We start from the raw sequence: 14677 nt of genomic DNA on the forward strand, positions 1-14677 counted from the left end.
GCAGAATCCAGCTCCGGCCTCACCTCATCGACGGCTGCCTCACCGCCACCCGCCTACCCCTCACACCACCGACACCACCCTGAAAACCTCAGTAGTTCGGTATGAGTCGTCCGGGTCCGAAGATTCCGCCGTTGTCTGTGACCGATGCCCAGCGGGGTGTGCTGGAGGGCTGGTTACGTCGTCGTTCGACGGCGCAGGCTCTGGCTCAGCGGTCGCGGATCGTGCTGGAGTGCGCGGAGGGACATTCGGTGATGGAGGTGTCGCGGCGGCTGCAGGTCGCGCCGGACACGGTCCGCACGTGGCGGCGGCGCTTCCTCGAGCACGGCCTGGACGGGCTGGGCGACGAACCACGTCCCGGCGTGCCGCGGAAGATCACCGACGCGGACGTCGAGCGGGTGATCGTCAAGACGCTCGAGGAGACGCCGAAGAACGCGACGCACTGGTCGACGAGGTCGATGGCCGCGGCGACCGGGATGTCGCAGTCGACGGTCTCCAGGATCTGGCGGGCGTTCGCTCTGGCCCCGCACCGGTCGCAGACGTTCAAGCTGTCGACGGACCCGCTGTTCATCGACAAAGTCCGCGACGTCGTCGGCCTCTACCTTGATCCGCCGGAGAAGGCCCTGGTCCTCTGCGTGGACGAGAAGTCGCAGATCCAGGCCCTGGACCGGTCCCAGCCGGTCCTGCCGATGATGCCCGGCGTCCCCGAACGCCGCAGCCACGACTACATCCGCGCCGGCACCACCACCCTCTTCGCCGCCCTCGAAGTCGCGACCGGCAAGGTCATCGGCTCGCTCCACCGCCGCCACCGGGCCGCCGAGTTCAAGAAGTTCCTCACCAAACTCGACAAAGAGGTTCCCGAGGGTCTCCAGGTCCATCTGATCCTCGACAACTACGCGACGCACAAGACGCCTGACATCAAGAAGTGGCTGCTGGCCCACCCGCGGTTCCACCTGCACTTCACGCCGACGAGCGCGTCCTGGCTGAACCTGGTGGAGCGATGGTTCGCCGAGCTCACACAGAAGAAGCTCAAGCGCGGAGTCCACCGCTCCGTCCAGGCCCTCGAACGCGACATCCGGGCCTGGGTGGCCGACTGGAACGACCAGCCCAGGCCCTTCGTCTGGACGAAGACCGCCGACGAAATCCTCGACAAAGTCGCCGCCTACTGCCACCGAATCTCTGACTCAGGTCACTAGAAAGACGTCCGGATTCTTCGGCAGCCGGAACTCCGCGGCGGCCTCCGTCGCCCACTCGCTGGCGCGCTGCCCGTGGAAGCGCTCCGTGCCCGGAAGTCCCGTGCGCCGCACCTGCCGTTGCAGATCGGCCTGGCTCCGCTCCGGCTCGCCGCAGGCCGCGGCCTCCTGCAAGTCCAGCAGCGCCCTGCGCAGTTCCTCGCGAGCGAAACCCACGAACCGACACCCCCTGGTCCCTGAGCGCCCGGGGCGGGCGACCCGGGGAGCCGCACTCTGGGGGGCGCTGAACAGGCAGGCTATCTGCCCGGTTGCCCGGGGCGCCCGGGTTTCCGGACACCGGGCGGGACCGGGGGCGAGAGTCGCTGCCGAGCCGACGACGTCACGTCAGGAGAAGACCATGCCCAGTGCCTCCCAGCCCCGCAGGCCCCGCAAGCGCCGCCCGCGGCCCGCACCCGTACCTCCCCTCCCGCCGGTCGTCATCCCGTCCTGGCGCCGGACTTGGCGCGAGGGCCGTCACCGCATCGCGCTCAGCCTCGCCGGCTCCACGGGCGCGGCCGCCGTCGTCGTCCTCGACTGGTGGCTGCGCGGCCACTGAGACGCTCCGGATTATGCGAGCGTCGGCATCAGCGCCGGGCGCGGGTCGACGGGGGTGAGGACACCGAGCCGGTCCTCGATCGCCCGGGCCGCGTCCAGGCACAGGTCTTCGCGGAACGCGCGGCCGACGACCTGCACCCCGCAGGGGAGACCGTCGACCAGTCCCGTCGGCACGGCCACGGCGGGAACGCCCACGAAGCTGGTCACGGTGCACAGGCGCATGGCCGACCCGACCCGGTCCCGCCCCGCCCGGTCGCGCGACTCCAGTCCCGGCTCGACCGGTGGCTCGGTGAAGACCGGGCCGAGCAACAGCGGATACGCATCGAGGAATTCGGCCCACGAGCGCCGGATGCTCAGCCACGTGCCCATCAGCCGCACGAGTTCCGCCGCGCTCGCGGGCGGGGTCCGCTCCATCATCATCGCGATGTAGCGGTCGCCGCCCCTGCCGAGCAGGGTGCGCACCACCGGCCAGGACGGGGCGAACTCGGTCACCGTGGTACGGCCGTACGCCTCCAGGGCCTCGTCCAGCCGCGGTACGTCCGCCACCTCGCGGACGTCGTAGCCGGCGTCCCGGAGCGCGTCGGCCGCGGTCGTGACCGCTGCGCGCACCGTGGCGTGGACGCCGTGCCCGCCGGGATCGGCGACGACCGCGACCTTCACGCGTCCGGCGAGCGGCGGGCCGTACGCGGGCACCGGCACGGCGCGCGGGTCGCGCGGATCGGTTCCCGCCAGGACTTCGTAGGCGAGCCGGAGATCGCCCACGGTGCGGGCCAAGGGGCCGTCGGTGACGAGCAGTTGGGATGCCGGTCCGGGGTCGTCCGGGCCGAGCACGCGGTGATCGGCGGGGAACCGGCCCGTCGAGGGCTTCAGCCCGGCCACGCCGCAGAACTGGGCCGGGATGCGCACCGACCCGCCGGAGTCGTTGCCGAGCCCGAGCGCGGCCATGCCGGTGGCCACGGCCACCGCGTCGCCCCCGCTGGAGCCGCCCGGGGTGCGGCCGCGGTCCCACGGGTTGACCGTGTCGCCGAACAGCTCGCTGCGCGTGTGCATCCCAGCCAGGATCAGGGTGGGGATGTTGCTGTGCCCGATGGGGACGGCCCCCGCCGCGCGCAGCCGTGCGACCGGGAGCGCGTCGGCCGGCGCCACCAGATCGCGGAAGCGCTCCACGCCGAAGGTGGTCGGCACGCCCTCGATCGGGGTGCTCTCCTTCACCGTGAACGGCACGCCCGCCAGCGGTCCCAGTACCTCACCGGCCGCACGCCGACGGTCCAGCCGCGCCGCGTCCGCACGCGCGCGCTCGGCCAGCAGCTGCGTGACCGCGTTCATCTGCGGGTTGACCTCGCCGATCCGGTCCAGATGGCTGTCGACCAGTTCGACGGCCGAGACGTCCGCGCCGCGCACGGCCTCCGCCTGAGCGGCGGCCGACATCTTCCACAGGGCTTCCTGCATGGCTCTTCTCTCCCCGCCCTGTTCCGATGCGCTTGCATCGGAACAGCACCGTACCTCTAGAACCGATGCGAGCGCATCGGATAAAGTGCTGTCGCAACGCTGTCTCAACGGAGCACGGTGGGACCTGCGGGGAACCGCGGGGAAAGGTGGGGCGGGCATGCCCAGGCAGGTGGACCACGAAGGGCGGCGGCGCCTCATCGCCGAGGCCGTCTGTCGGCTCGCCGACGAGCGCGGGCTGGAGGGCGTGACCCTTCGCGACGTCGCGGCCCGTGCGCAGGTGTCGATGGGCGCCGTCCAGCGCTGTTTCCGCACCAAGGAAGAGATGCTCGTGTTCGCGCTCGGACACATCAGCGAGCAGATCATGGAGCGCGTACGGGCCCGTCTCCTCAGGAGTCCGGCCCAGTCGGCCGCAACCGCCCTCGGGCACGCGGCCACGGAGATCGCGCTGCTCAGGGAGGAGCACCGGACCGAAGCCAGGGTCTGGCTCGCCTTCGTCGCGCAGGCCACCGTCAGCGAGGTGCTCGCGAGGACGCTGAAGGCGAACTACGCGGCCCTGTACGAGGCGTTCACCCGCCTCATCGCGGAAGCCGGCCGGGACACCGACGGCGCCGCGCCCCTCGACCCGCAGCGCGAGGCCCGCACCCTCATCGCCCTCGCGGACGGCCTCACCACGCACGTCCTCATCGGCAACCTCACCCCCCGCGAGGCCGAGGAGGTCCTGCACGCCCACCTGGCCGCCCTCTGGGGCTGAGCCGCGAGCCGCCCCCGGCCGGGGTCACGACCGCTTCAGCAGTCGAAGACCGACCAGCAGATGTCGTTGCGCAGGCGCTGGTCGTCGAGCACGAGGTCGCGGATCGCCGCCGGGAGCTGCTCGCGCTGCCACCGGCATTCGCGTCGCGCGGCGTCCGCGCCCTCCGCTTCCGGTACCGAGGCGCGTACGGCCTTGATCGCGTAGGCGGCCGCGCCCAGCTCGTGCGCGGCCACGTGGGCGACGGCTCCGGCCTGACCGGCGGCGTACGCTGCGTGCCGGGCCGGCCCGCGCAGGTCCCTGGCCGCACCCATCGCATGGCCGCCCGCCGCGCGCGCCCGCATCATCTTGACCTCGCCGCGCACCCAGGCCCGGGCGTGCTCGATCGCATCGCGGGGGCGCGGATCCTCGGGCCTGACCGACTCGAAGAGGTCGAGGACGTGCTCCGCACACGCGGCGGCCCACAGGGCGAGGAGCCGGTGGTCGGCGTCGGTGAGGGTCCCGCCGCGGCGGAGCGTCACGAATCGGGGGTCGCGCACCGCCGGCAGGATCACGACGCCGACCCCCGCTCGCGCAGGGACAGGTCCAGGGCGCTCATCAGCAGGGCGACCCGGCCGCCGGTGGCCGGCGCGGCCGGGTAACGGCGCAACACGTCGATCAGCAGCGGCGTCGCCCGCCGGCGCGACCGCTCCAGCAGGGCGTCCCCGATTGCGGGGTCGCCGCCGGCCTCCAGCTCCCCGACGCGTGCGGCGTTCGCACAGGCCCGCAGGATGTGGCCGACCTGCCCGGCCCGGGCGATGGGGTGCAAGTACGCGGCCGCCGCGGCGTCACCGGCGGCCCGTGCGGCCAGCCGCGAGGCTTCGGTAGGGGCGGACCGTGCCGCGCGATGGGCGTCGACGGCTGCGGTGCGTTGCAACGCCGTCCTCTTGGCGCCGTTGATGAAGACCCGGGCGGCGTCGATGGCCGCGCGGGGGCGCGGATCATCGGGAACCGCCCGCTCGAAGGTCGACAGGACGTCCTCCGCGTGCCGCACCGCGTAGTGCGCCACGACGCGCAGCTCGTCCATCGTCAGGTCGAAGTCACCCGACACCGTGTGCCCGCTCTGTGTCATGCCTCTGGATCGTATCCTTGAACGCCCGGTGGAGACTTTTCACCGCTCGAACCGCACGAACAGCGCCCCAACCTTCAAGTGGAGGTCACATGCGACCCGTGGACCTGGCCCGTCGCCATGGCCTCTCCACGCAGGCGGTCCGCAACTACGAGGACGCCGGCATCATCGCTGCGGCGCGCCGGAGCCCGGCGGGGTACCGGGACTACACCGCCGTTCACGCCGCCGGTCTCGCGGCCCACCTGGCGCTCGTCCCCGCCTTCGGCCACTCGACCGGTCGACGCATCATGCAGGCCGTCACCGCCGGCCGGCTCGACGAGGCACTGGAGCACGTCGACGCCGGGCACGCGCTCCTGGCGCGCGACCGCGCCACGCTGCGGGCCGTCGAAGCGGGTCTCTCGCACCTCGCGGCCGCCACCCCGGATGCGGCGGCCCGCACGCGTGCGCCGTACAGCATCGGAGAACTCGCCCGCCACCTCGCGCTCGACCCGGCCACCCTGCGCGGCTGGCAGCGGGCCGGCATCCTCGCCCCACCGCGTGACGCGCGCAGCGGACACCGCCAGTACCTCGCACCGGACGTGCGCGACGCCGAGTTGGCGCACCTGCTGCGCCGGGGAGGCCAGCCCCTGGGCGCCATCGCCACGATCCTCGGGGAGCTCCGCGACGCCGGCGGCCTCGATGCACTGAGCGCGAGCCTCGGACCGTGGCAGCGCGAACTCACCTCGCGCGGCGTGGCCCAGCTGTACGCCGCCGGTCGACTCGCCGCGTACATCGACGCCCTGGACCAGGAAGGCGGAGCCCGCGCGGCACCACCGCTCGCCGAGGGCTGAGCGTCCCCGGCCCGCATCCCGCCCATGGAGGGCCGATCACCCGCGCCCAGCGCCTCTCGGGGGCACACGCCACGCGCCCTGCCGCTCGGGCGGGGTCGCGTCCTATGCTCGCTACTCCGCACTCCGCGTACGAGGGGGCTGGTATGGGGACGGACGGGGCGGTACCACAGCGGGCGCAGGAGGCACGGCGACAGGAGCGGTTGCTCCGCGAGCACTGGCAGGCCGCCCGCCGGCAGGCCCTGCGGTGGACCGCGGTCGGCGAGGGCGAACAGCGGCTCGTGGCCCAGTTGTTGGTGCTGACCGCGCGCGGGTGGCGCCTGCTCGTCAACCGCCGATGGACCGGGGCGGGGAGCCGGACCAGGGCCGGGGCCGGGGCGCGGACGGTCGGTGCGGACGTGCTGCTGGTGGGGCCCGGCGGCGTCTTCGTCATCGACGTCAGGGCCGGCGGGGAGCCGGGGGAGGGGCCGGCGGCCGAGCTGCTCGCCGCCACGAAGGCCACCGAGAGCGCGGTGGCGTCCCTCGGGATGTCGCCCGTGGCGATCCAGCCGCTCATGGTGTGCGCCGGGCGGCACGTCGACGCGGACCACGGTCGGATCCGGCTCCTGGGCGAACACGAGGTCGGACGCGTGCTGTTGTCGCAGCCGCACCGGTTGCGGGCGGCCTCGGTCCGGGCGATCGCCGATCATCTGGAGCGGCTGTTCCCCGATCACGCGGGAGTGGCGGTCGACCGGTTGGTGCCCCCGGCCGGGACGCCCGCGAGCGAGCAACCAGGCTCAGCGGACGGCTTGTTCGACCTCGGCGGCCTGCGCGAGGCGGCCCTGAAGGGGGCGATGCGTGCGCCGATCGAGCAGTGGATGACCTTCCTCCACCCCGATCAGGTGGCGCTCGTACGCCGCAACTGGTCCGGCCCGGCCCGCATCAGCGGCCCGGCGGGCACCGGCAAGACGGTCGTGGCCCTGCACCGCGCGGCCCACCTGGCCCGGCGCACGACCGGCCGCATCCTGTACGTCACCTTCGCCAACAACCTGCCCCGCGTACAGCACACCTTCCTGGGCACCATGGCCCCGTCGGTGTCCGACCGGGTGGACTTCCGCAGCCTCCACGCCTGGGCCCAGGAGTTCCTGCACCAGCGGGGCGTGCCGGTGCGGCTGCACGGGGACAAGGCGGAGACCGCCTTCAGCCTCGCCTGGAAGGACGTGGGTCGTGGAAGCCGCCTCGCCGCGCTCGACCCGGGCCCCACGTACTGGCGCGAAGAGATCGACTACGTCATCAAGGGGCGGGGTCTGACCCGCTTCGAGGAGTACGCGACCGTCCCCAGGCGGCGCCGGCGCGCGAGCCTCAACCGGACGCAGCGCCAGTCGGTGTGGGAGCTCTACGAGGCCTACGAAGCGCGGCGCGCCGAGCGCGGTGTCCACGACTTCAACGACGTCCTCTCCCTCGCCCTGGCCGAAGCCTCGCTCCGGCGCGAGCGGCCCCCGTACGCGGCCGTCATCGTGGACGAGGTCCAGGACCTCACCCTGGTCGGCGTGCTCCTCCTGCACGCGCTCGTCGGGGACGCGCCCAACGGTCTGCTGCTCGTCGGCGACGGCCAACAGACCGTGTACCCGGGCGGCTTCCGCCTCACCGACGCGGGCATCGACATCCGCGGCGACCGTGGCCAGGTGCTGCGCACCAACTACCGCAACAGCAAACAGATCCTGGACGCGGCCCTCGCCGTCGTGGCCGACGACACCTTCGAGGACCTCGACGGCCTGCCCACATCGGGCCGCCGCGACGTGGACCTCACCTACCACGACGGGGACGTCGTACGTGTGGTCGCGCCGTCGGCGGACGCCCACGACGGGCAACTCCTCGCCGCCCTGCGGTCCTTGCCGGTCGGCGCGCTCGCCGATACCGCGCTGCTGTGTCCCACGGTGCGCGCCGTCGGCCACTACCAGCGGCTGCTCGCGCGGGCCGGCATCGCGGTGTGCCCGCTGGAGAGCTACGACGGCCGGACCGTCGACGCGGTGAAGGTGGGCACCTACCGCAGGGCCAAGGGACTGGAGTTCAAGAGCGTCTTCCTGCCCCGGTGCGACGCGCGGGGCGGGCCCGGGACGCCGACCGCGCCCGGATCGCAGACGCCCGAGACGGCCCGGGAGCGCGCGGAACTCCTGCGCAGCGGGCTCTTCGTGGCCATGACCCGGGCCCGTGACCTCCTGTGGCTCGGCAGCGTGGCTCGGTGAGCGTCCCGTCAGCGCTTGGAGATGCGGACCACTCCGGTTTCGGTGCCCTGGTAGAGGGTGCCGTCCGGAGCGGCCGTCCCGCGCATCTGGAGCGGGTTGTAGACCAGCCCGATGCCCAGGAAGGAGCTGCTGAGCTGGGCGCCGGTCGCCGGGTCGAGCACGGAGTGGTGGTACTGGGCGAAGGTGTTGAGGCCGGCGCTGCCGGTCGGCCCGGTCACCGAGACGGTGTAGATCTTGCCGTCGGCCAGGGAGAGGCGGGGCAACGCCGCTGACTTCACCTTGCTGTTCCACACCACCGAGCAGCCCGTTCCCGCGGCGTCGACGTCGATCCGGCTGAGGCCGCCCTCGAAGCCGGCGGAGGCGGGCTGGCTCGCCGGAGCGCCCGCGGGCAGGGCCGGGTACGGGTAACCGTAGGTGTTGGTGACGAAGACGCTGCGGCCGGTTGCGATGACGGCGTCCTCGGTGCCGCTGCGGGCGTACTGGGTGAGCACGGGGATCCGGCAGATCGGGTCCGGGCCGCCGGCGACCCGGTACACGAGGAGGTTCCCGTGCGGGGCGGCGTTGTCGACGATGGCGACGTACTCGGTGCCGTCGCCCGGTCCGAAGAAGCTCGGGGTGGTGCCGGTGCCCCAGCTGAGCTGTCCGGGCTTGCGGGCCGGCCCGCGGTCGTAGGGGGTGCGCCGGTCCACGACGGGGGTGCCGTCGGGGGCGGCCGACAGGAGGTAGAGGGCGTGGTCGGTGGCCACCGCGGTGCGGCCGGGGACGGTGGAGATGCTGTTCTGGACGCCCTCGCCGGTGCTGATGCTGCGCACCGCCCCGCTGTTGTCGTCGACGGTCCCGATCACGCCGCCACTGGTGGCGAACCAGACCCTGCCGTCCCAAGCGGGGGTCAGGCCGACGATGTTGTCCCCGGCGGGGACGGCGTTGCCGAGGGGGGTGGACCGGTCGATCGTGAGCGCCCAGCCGTCGGCGGACCGGTGGTGGCCGATGCGTAGGAGGTTGTTGTTCCCGTCGACGACGACCAGGCGGTCCTCGTTGTCCAGGTAGGCGTACACGCCGCCGAACAGGCTGCCCTTGGGGAGTGCGAGGGAGGCGAGGTCCGCCCCGGTGGCGGGGTCGAGCAGGTGCGCCGTCGGCGTCTGGCCGAAGATGGTGGTGCAGAGGGCGACCACATAGCCGTCGCCGCCCACGACCACGGTGGGGCAGGCCGAAGCCAGCGCCGTACGGGTGTAGTTGATGCCGGCGGTCCCGGGACCCGGGTAGGACGTGGTGCCGCTGGAGGCGGTGTCGCCGTGCATGGTGGCCGCGCCGTTGGCGGCGGTGAACGGGTTCTGCGGCGCCTGCGGCCCGTAGGGGGACGTCGGGGCGGCTGCGGAGGCGGGTGCTCCGCCCAGCGCCGCGGCGCTCAGGACCACGGCGAGGGAGACGGCGAGAGCGGTGAGGCGCCCGCCCGCGGGCAAGGAGAACGGCATCAGGGGTCCTTGTGACTGGAGGGGAGTGGCGGGAGTGGCGGCGGAATGGCGGCGGAGTGCTCGCCGAGCGCGATGCGGGGTGCGACGCGGGACGCGACGTGCGGCGGGGCCGGTGGGCGCCGCGTGACGTGCGGTCGCCGTGGCGCCGCGGGGTCGGCCGAGGCGGTGGGGCCGGCCGGCGCGGTGGCTGCCGATGGGGCGGCCCGGACCGTGGTTCCGGGTGGCGGTTGCTCCTCGGAACGGCTCTGACGACGCTATCCGCTGCCCGCGCGATCCGGATCTCTCCGCGGCCGCCGGTCACGGCTTGTTCACGCAGTTCACGTTGCCGCAGCACAGCGGCCACACGGAGGGGGGAGGGGCGGGCATTCGCGGCCGTATTGAAAATGGAAACCATTGCCATATAGTGGCGTCATGGTCGGGTCGGGCTCCCCGCCGGACTTCGACTTCCGCGAAGAGCGCTGACCGCCCACGACCACGGCTCCGGCCGACCCCGTCCCACCGTCGAAAGGTTCCCGCAGTGAAGCCCGGCATCCACCCCGCCTACGGGCCCGTCGTCTTCCGCGACACCGCCTCCGGCACCGCCTTCCTCACCCGCTCCACCATGACCAGCGGCAAGACGGTCGACTGGGAGGACGGCAACACCTACCCGGTGGTCGACGTGGAGATCTCCTCCGCGAGCCACCCCTTCTACACGGGCACCGCCCGCGTCGTCGACACCGCCGGCCGCGTCGAGAAGTTCCAGCGCCGCTACGGATCCCGGTGATGGACCGAGAGCGCCAGCTCCCCGTCGTCATCGTCGCCGGGATGCACGCAGAGGCGCGGAAGGAGGTCGTCGAACGGCTCCTGCGGTCCGTATCGGGGAGCGTGGCACTGCACCACGACCTGACCGGGGCGTCCGACGGCACCGTGGTCCGCGTGCTCCGCGACGCCTGCGGCGACCTCTCCCGCGCGAAGCCCCCGCCGGTCGACGACTGCGCTTGCTGCACCCTGCGCGAGGACCTGGTGCCGCAGCTGGAGCGGATGGCGGACGGCGGTTCGACCCGGCTCGCCGTGGTCGAGCTGTGGGACTCGGTCGAACCGAGGGCCGTGGCCGAGGTCATCGCCCGGCGCGGCGGGGACCGGCTCGTCCTGACCAACGTGATCACCGCCGTGGACCCCGCACTCGTCCTGCCCGTCCTCGCCAACGGGGACGACCTGGTGGCCGCGGGCCTCGCGGTCGCCCCCACCGACCGGCGCACGATCGGCGACACCTGGGCCCGACAGCTGGAGTACGCGCCGGTCCTCGCCCTCGTCGAGGGCGACGGGGATGGGTACGCGGACGCCCACCGGGATTCCGAAGGGGCCGATGAAGCGGACCGTGCGCTCCTCGCGCAACTGCACCCCACCGCCCGGCGCGTACGGGCGACTCCGTCGAGCTCGCCAGGGCGGCGCTCGCCGGTTTCGACGTCGAGGCCGCGGCCGCCGCCCAGCACCCGGCGTGCGCACTGCTGCCCCAGGACGCCGACGAGGCGGGTGTCGCCACCCTCGTGTGGCACCGCGCGCGGCCCTTCCACCCCGAACGCCTCTACGGGGCGCTGGAGGACCTCTCCTGCGTCGCCGCCCGCAGCCGCGGCCGGTTCTGGCTCGCCGACCGCCCCGACACCATGCTCGCGTGGGAGGCGGCCGGCGGCGCGCTCTGCGTGGAGAGCGTCGGCCCCTGGTTGGCGTCGCTGCCGGAGGCGGCGTGGGAGCTGGTCCCACCCGTGCGGAGAGCGGCGGCCGTGCTCGATTGGCACCCGGAGCACGGTGACTGCTGCCAGCACCTGGTCTTCACCTCGCCCGGCCTCGACCGGGACCGGCTGGAGCGGATCCTGGACTCCTGCCTGCTGACGGACGCCGAGTACGCGGCGGGGCCAGGCGGTTGGAAGGAACTGCCCGCCGCTTTCGACCGGCTCCTCGACACGGGTTGATCCCCCGCAGCGGCCGAGCCGCGGTCAACGGCCTCCGGTGGAGCGGGCCCGCGCGGGGGAGGGGGCGATCTACTCGAGGAACTGCCGCGAGGGATCCGGCCGCAGTCGCTTCAGCGACAGTGATACGCGCTCCCTCGACAGGTCGACGTCGAGGATCTCGGCCGAGACCTCCTGTCCGATGTCGAGGAGGTCGCGGGGGTGCTCGACGCGGTGCCAGGAGAGCTCCGGAAGGTTGATCATCGCCGTGAAGCCCCCGATGTCCACGAAGGTCACGCCGAAGTCGGGCATCGCGACGACGGTGCCCGTGCAGATCTGCCCGCGCCGGAGCGTCTTGAGGAAGGCCCAGTTCAGGTCGCTCGGTGTCGCCGGCGTCCGCCACCGGGCGCGCAGGACGCCGTCGCCGTCGGGCAACACGCCGGCGAGCAGCGCCCGGCGCTCATCGCCGTACGGGGCCAGGGCCGCGGCCGCCCGGGCACCTGCCATGCGGGAGGCCAACGCCGGGTAGTCGCACGCGTCGGCCTCCGTGCTCGTGATCGCCCCGTCCTCGTCCTCCCACACGAATTCCACCGAGTCGGGGGGCAGCGCGGCGAGGACCGCCGCCACGTCCGTGGACAGGTCCGGCCACACGGTCAGCCGGGAGCGCGGGGCGAGTCGGGCGCGCACCGGATCGAGGGTGTCCCGGGTGAGGCGGTGCCAGCGGGCGGTGTTGTGGACGAAACCCTCCTCCAGCACCACGGCATGCCAGGTGGCGACGAGCCAGCGCACGCGGTCCCAGAAGTCCTCGTCGGCGGGCCGCTGTACGCCCGGTTCGTCGTCCTCGTCCTCGTCGGGGGAAAAACTGTCCGTCCGTTCCGGGAAGAGCCCGAGCGCCCGGGTGCGGGCGACCGCCCCGGCGCAGGGCCGGTCGCTGCTCACGTAGACGTACTGGTCCCAGTCGACGTGCACGGCGAAGCGCCCCTCCACCTCCAGGCGGCACCAGGCACCGCTGCCGCGGAGCATGACCCGGACCAGCTCCAGGGCGACGGCGAGGGGCACCTCCGCGCCGTCGTGGAACCCGCTGAGGTCGGGCGGGAAGAGCCCGGCGAGGCCGTGCCCGTCGACGGTCGGGGCCGGGCCGAAGTGGACGGAGCCGGAGATCCCCGGACCGCGTACGGTCAGCCGGTCGACGCCGGTGTCCTCGGCGAAGGCGGCGACCGCCCGCAAGTAGGCCGCCTCCACCGGACCGTGGTCGCTCACGGGCTCCTCGGCGCCGATGTAGCTGCCGTCCTCGTCACGGTCGGCGGGGTCGTACTTGGTGATGCGGTGGACGAAGGACGGCACTCTGCTCCCTGATCGTGGCCGATATGGCCAGTGCGGCTGATGCGGCCGCGGCGGTCGATCGCATCGACGGGAGCTTAGACCGACCAGCACATGGTGGGCGCGGTTGCCCAGGAGGAGCCGAACGGCGGAAAGGGGGATGCCGACGCTCCTCGGAGGCATCGGCATCCCGGTCGGGTCAACCGGTCACGCGGAAGGTGGCGTCACCGCGTCCTGTCGCGGTGGTGATCGGGTCGAGCCGCAGCTCGTAGGCGTAGTGCCGGATGTAGCGGTCGGGGTGGTCGTACGACTGGAAGGACGACCAGCTCGCGTCGGCGAGTCCGGCGACCTGGCGGAAGGTGGCGTCCGCGGCGAACTGGGTGCTGCCGTCGTTGTGCACGAGCTGGAAGTCGTAGCCGGAGTGCCGCAAGAAGTGCCCGGGGAAGTTCACCGACTCGAAGGAGACGGTGCCGGTGCCCGCGAGGCCCGGCCGCAGCCGGAACCGGGAGTCTTCGGCGGGGCTGATGTTCGGGTCGATGCGCACGTCCATGTCGGCGTGCCGTACGTACCGGTCCTGGAAGTTGAACGACTGGAGCCGGCTGGCCGCGGTGTCGGGCCAGCGGGCGAGCACACGGCTCTCCTCGGTGGGCGTCAGGTTCAATTGGTGGGTGCGGACGGCCAGGTCCTGCTCGCCAGCCCGAACCTGGCCAGGACGCCGGCGATCCGCGCCGCCGGGCCGCAGCGCCCGGGGACGCTCTTCCACACCTGGAAGGTGCGCCCGCTCGGCGGCGAGCACCGCCAGCGGGTCGTCCAGATCACCACGGACACCCCACAGGGCCTGGTCACCGTCTACGCGGGCAGTTCCCTGCGCGACGTCGACGCGGCCGACGACACGACCACGGCCGCCCTCGTCATCGGCTGCCCCCTCCTGCTCGCCACCGTGGGCCTGGTCACCTGGCGGGTGACCGGCCGGGCGCTCGGGCCGGTCGAGGCGATCCGCGCCGAGGTCGCCGAGATCACCGACCGGGACCTGCACCGCCGGGTCCCGGTGCCCCCCACCCGCGACGAGGTCGCCCGCCTGGCGCAGACCATGAACGCCACGCTGGACCGGCTGGAGTCCTCCGGGGCCCGCCAGCGCCAGTTCATCGCCGACGCCTCGCACGAACTGCGCAGCCCGATCACGGTGTTGCGCACCCAACTGGAGGTGGCCCTGGCGGTTCGGGACCCGGAGCTGTGGCCCGAGCTGATCGGCGGGGCCCTCGAGGACATCGAGCGGTTGCAGCGGCTCACCGTCGACCTCCTCCTGCTCGCCCGCATCGACGCGGCGCAGCCGGTGCCGGCCGTACGGCTGGACCTGACCGCCCTGGTGAGCGAGGCGACGAAGGCGCGTCGGGGCGATCGCGTGCCCGTGCGCACGCACCTGGCCGAGGGGATCGAGGTGGCCGGCAGCGAGCTGTGGCTCACCCGGGTCGTCACCAACCTGCTCGACAACGCGCAGCGGTTCGCCGACCGGCAGGTGGACGTGGTCCTGCGGACGGACGCCGGGCCACCGGGGCCGACCGCCGTGCTGGAGGTCATCGACGACGGTCCGGGAATCCCTCCGGACGACCGGGAGCGGGTCTTCGAGCGCTTCACGCGCCTCGACGACGCGCGCAGCCGCGATCACGGCGGGGCGGGCCTCGGACTCGCCATCGCGCGCGACGTGACCGCACACCACAGCGGGACCCTGACCGCGCAGGACTCGCCCCGGGGCTCCCGCTTCGTCGTGCGGCTGCCCCTGGCCCAAGAACCGCCCCGCACGTGAACTTCGGCCGGACGG

13 protein-coding genes and 2 pseudogenes are annotated in these 14677 nt (G+C 73.2%); 8 read left to right on the forward strand and 7 right to left on the reverse strand.

Translation table 11 applies throughout. The annotated features are described in order from the left end of the window. The first annotated feature begins 101 nt into the window (after positions 1 to 101). Positions 102 to 1193, forward strand: a complete 1092-nt coding sequence (locus tag ACIQWR_RS23375; protein WP_404012651.1) for an IS630 family transposase — start codon at positions 102 to 104, stop codon at positions 1191 to 1193. Here the strand turns inward: ACIQWR_RS23375 and ACIQWR_RS23380 are convergent. After that, entirely contained in the window at positions 1182 to 1406 is a 225-nt protein-coding gene (locus tag ACIQWR_RS23380; protein ID WP_404012654.1) for a hypothetical protein, read from the reverse strand. The genes ACIQWR_RS23375 and ACIQWR_RS23380 overlap by 12 nt on opposite strands. A gap of 181 nt (positions 1407 to 1587) precedes the next feature. Here ACIQWR_RS23380 and ACIQWR_RS23385 point away from each other — a divergent pair, with 181 nt between their 5' ends. Next, entirely contained in the window at positions 1588 to 1785 is a 198-nt protein-coding gene (locus ACIQWR_RS23385) for a hypothetical protein (RefSeq protein ID WP_404012657.1), read from the forward strand. Positions 1786 to 1796: 11 nt separating this feature from the next. On the opposite strand, the gene ACIQWR_RS23390 is transcribed toward ACIQWR_RS23385, so the two are convergent. Further along, positions 1797 to 3233, reverse strand: a complete 1437-nt coding sequence (locus ACIQWR_RS23390; protein ID WP_404012660.1) for an amidase — start codon at positions 3231 to 3233, stop codon at positions 1797 to 1799. Positions 3234 to 3390: 157 nt separating this feature from the next. Here ACIQWR_RS23390 and ACIQWR_RS23395 point away from each other — a divergent pair, with 157 nt between their 5' ends. Beyond that, a complete protein-coding gene (locus ACIQWR_RS23395; RefSeq protein WP_404012663.1) occupies positions 3391 to 3984 on the forward strand; it encodes a TetR/AcrR family transcriptional regulator in 594 nt (197 codons plus the stop codon). Between the two features lie 35 nt (positions 3985 to 4019). Here the strand turns inward: ACIQWR_RS23395 and ACIQWR_RS23400 are convergent, their stop codons facing one another. Together ACIQWR_RS23400 and ACIQWR_RS23405 are read right to left on the reverse strand one after the other, a co-directional pair. After that, complete coding sequence (locus ACIQWR_RS23400; protein WP_404012665.1) at positions 4020 to 4535, reverse strand: putative immunity protein; 516 nt, start codon at positions 4533 to 4535, stop codon at positions 4020 to 4022. Further along, on the reverse strand, positions 4532 to 5092 hold the full coding sequence (locus ACIQWR_RS23405) for a putative immunity protein (protein ID WP_404012668.1): 561 nt from the start codon (positions 5090 to 5092) through the stop codon (positions 4532 to 4534). Before ACIQWR_RS23405 ends, ACIQWR_RS23400 begins: the two co-directional genes overlap by 4 nt. A gap of 89 nt (positions 5093 to 5181) precedes the next feature. Between ACIQWR_RS23405 and ACIQWR_RS23410 the strand changes: the two genes are divergently transcribed. Together ACIQWR_RS23410 and ACIQWR_RS23415 are read left to right on the forward strand one after the other, a co-directional pair. Beyond that, positions 5182 to 5919 (forward strand): MerR family DNA-binding transcriptional regulator, encoded by a 738-nt coding sequence (locus ACIQWR_RS23410; protein WP_404012670.1) that lies wholly within the window; start codon positions 5182 to 5184, stop codon positions 5917 to 5919. Positions 5920 to 6062: 143 nt separating this feature from the next. Further along, the gene (locus tag ACIQWR_RS23415; RefSeq protein ID WP_404012673.1) at positions 6063 to 8141 is read left to right on the forward strand and encodes a UvrD-helicase domain-containing protein; all 2079 of its coding nucleotides are present in this window, start codon (positions 6063 to 6065) and stop codon (positions 8139 to 8141) included. A gap of 8 nt (positions 8142 to 8149) precedes the next feature. Here the strand turns inward: ACIQWR_RS23415 and ACIQWR_RS23420 are convergent, their stop codons facing one another. Next, complete coding sequence (locus ACIQWR_RS23420; protein ID WP_404012676.1) at positions 8150 to 9613, reverse strand: hypothetical protein; 1464 nt, start codon at positions 9611 to 9613, stop codon at positions 8150 to 8152. Positions 9614 to 10130: 517 nt separating this feature from the next. On the opposite strand from ACIQWR_RS23420, the gene ACIQWR_RS23425 reads away from it, so the two are divergent. Then, positions 10131 to 10376: a type B 50S ribosomal protein L31 gene (locus tag ACIQWR_RS23425; RefSeq protein ID WP_404012679.1), complete on the forward strand. Its 246-nt coding sequence runs from the start codon at positions 10131 to 10133 to the stop codon at positions 10374 to 10376. After that, positions 10376 to 11562: pseudogene (locus ACIQWR_RS23430) on the forward strand (CobW family GTP-binding protein). Before ACIQWR_RS23425 ends, ACIQWR_RS23430 begins: the two are co-directional and overlap by 1 nt. A gap of 69 nt (positions 11563 to 11631) precedes the next feature. On the opposite strand, the gene ACIQWR_RS23435 reads toward ACIQWR_RS23430, so the two are convergent. Both ACIQWR_RS23435 and ACIQWR_RS23440 read right to left on the reverse strand, forming a co-directional pair. After that, a complete protein-coding gene (locus tag ACIQWR_RS23435) occupies positions 11632 to 12882 on the reverse strand; it encodes a S1 RNA-binding domain-containing protein (RefSeq protein WP_404012682.1) in 1251 nt (416 codons plus the stop codon). A gap of 175 nt (positions 12883 to 13057) precedes the next feature. Next, positions 13058 to 13519 (reverse strand): annotated as a pseudogene (locus ACIQWR_RS23440) (AbfB domain-containing protein); the annotation flags it as partial. 3 nt (positions 13520 to 13522) lie between these two features. Here ACIQWR_RS23440 and ACIQWR_RS23445 point away from each other — a divergent pair. Next, complete coding sequence (locus tag ACIQWR_RS23445; RefSeq protein ID WP_404012685.1) at positions 13523 to 14662, forward strand: sensor histidine kinase; 1140 nt, start codon at positions 13523 to 13525, stop codon at positions 14660 to 14662. The last annotated feature ends 15 nt before the right edge of the window (positions 14663 to 14677 follow it).

Origin of the sequence: Streptomyces sp. NPDC098789, assembly GCF_044759975.1 — a bacterium.
Lineage (GTDB): Bacteria > Actinomycetota > Actinomycetes > Streptomycetales > Streptomycetaceae > Streptomyces.

Bases quoted from the DNA above. Each gene is read 5' to 3' on its own strand.
- ACIQWR_RS23375 (WP_404012651.1), top strand. From the start codon at position 102: ATGAGTCGTCCGGGTCCGAAGATTCCGCCGTTGTCTGTGACCGATGCC.
- ACIQWR_RS23385 (WP_404012657.1), top strand. From the start codon at position 1,588: ATGCCCAGTGCCTCCCAGCCCCGCAGGCCCCGCAAGCGCCGCCCGCGG.
- ACIQWR_RS23390 (WP_404012660.1), bottom strand. From the start codon at position 3,233: ATGCAGGAAGCCCTGTGGAAGATGTCGGCCGCCGCTCAGGCGGAGGCC.
- ACIQWR_RS23395 (WP_404012663.1), top strand. From the start codon at position 3,391: ATGCCCAGGCAGGTGGACCACGAAGGGCGGCGGCGCCTCATCGCCGAG.
- ACIQWR_RS23405 (WP_404012668.1), bottom strand. From the start codon at position 5,092: ATGACACAGAGCGGGCACACGGTGTCGGGTGACTTCGACCTGACGATG.
- ACIQWR_RS23410 (WP_404012670.1), top strand. From the start codon at position 5,182: ATGCGACCCGTGGACCTGGCCCGTCGCCATGGCCTCTCCACGCAGGCG.
- ACIQWR_RS23415 (WP_404012673.1), top strand. From the start codon at position 6,063: ATGGGGACGGACGGGGCGGTACCACAGCGGGCGCAGGAGGCACGGCGA.
- ACIQWR_RS23420 (WP_404012676.1), bottom strand. From the start codon at position 9,613: ATGCCGTTCTCCTTGCCCGCGGGCGGGCGCCTCACCGCTCTCGCCGTC.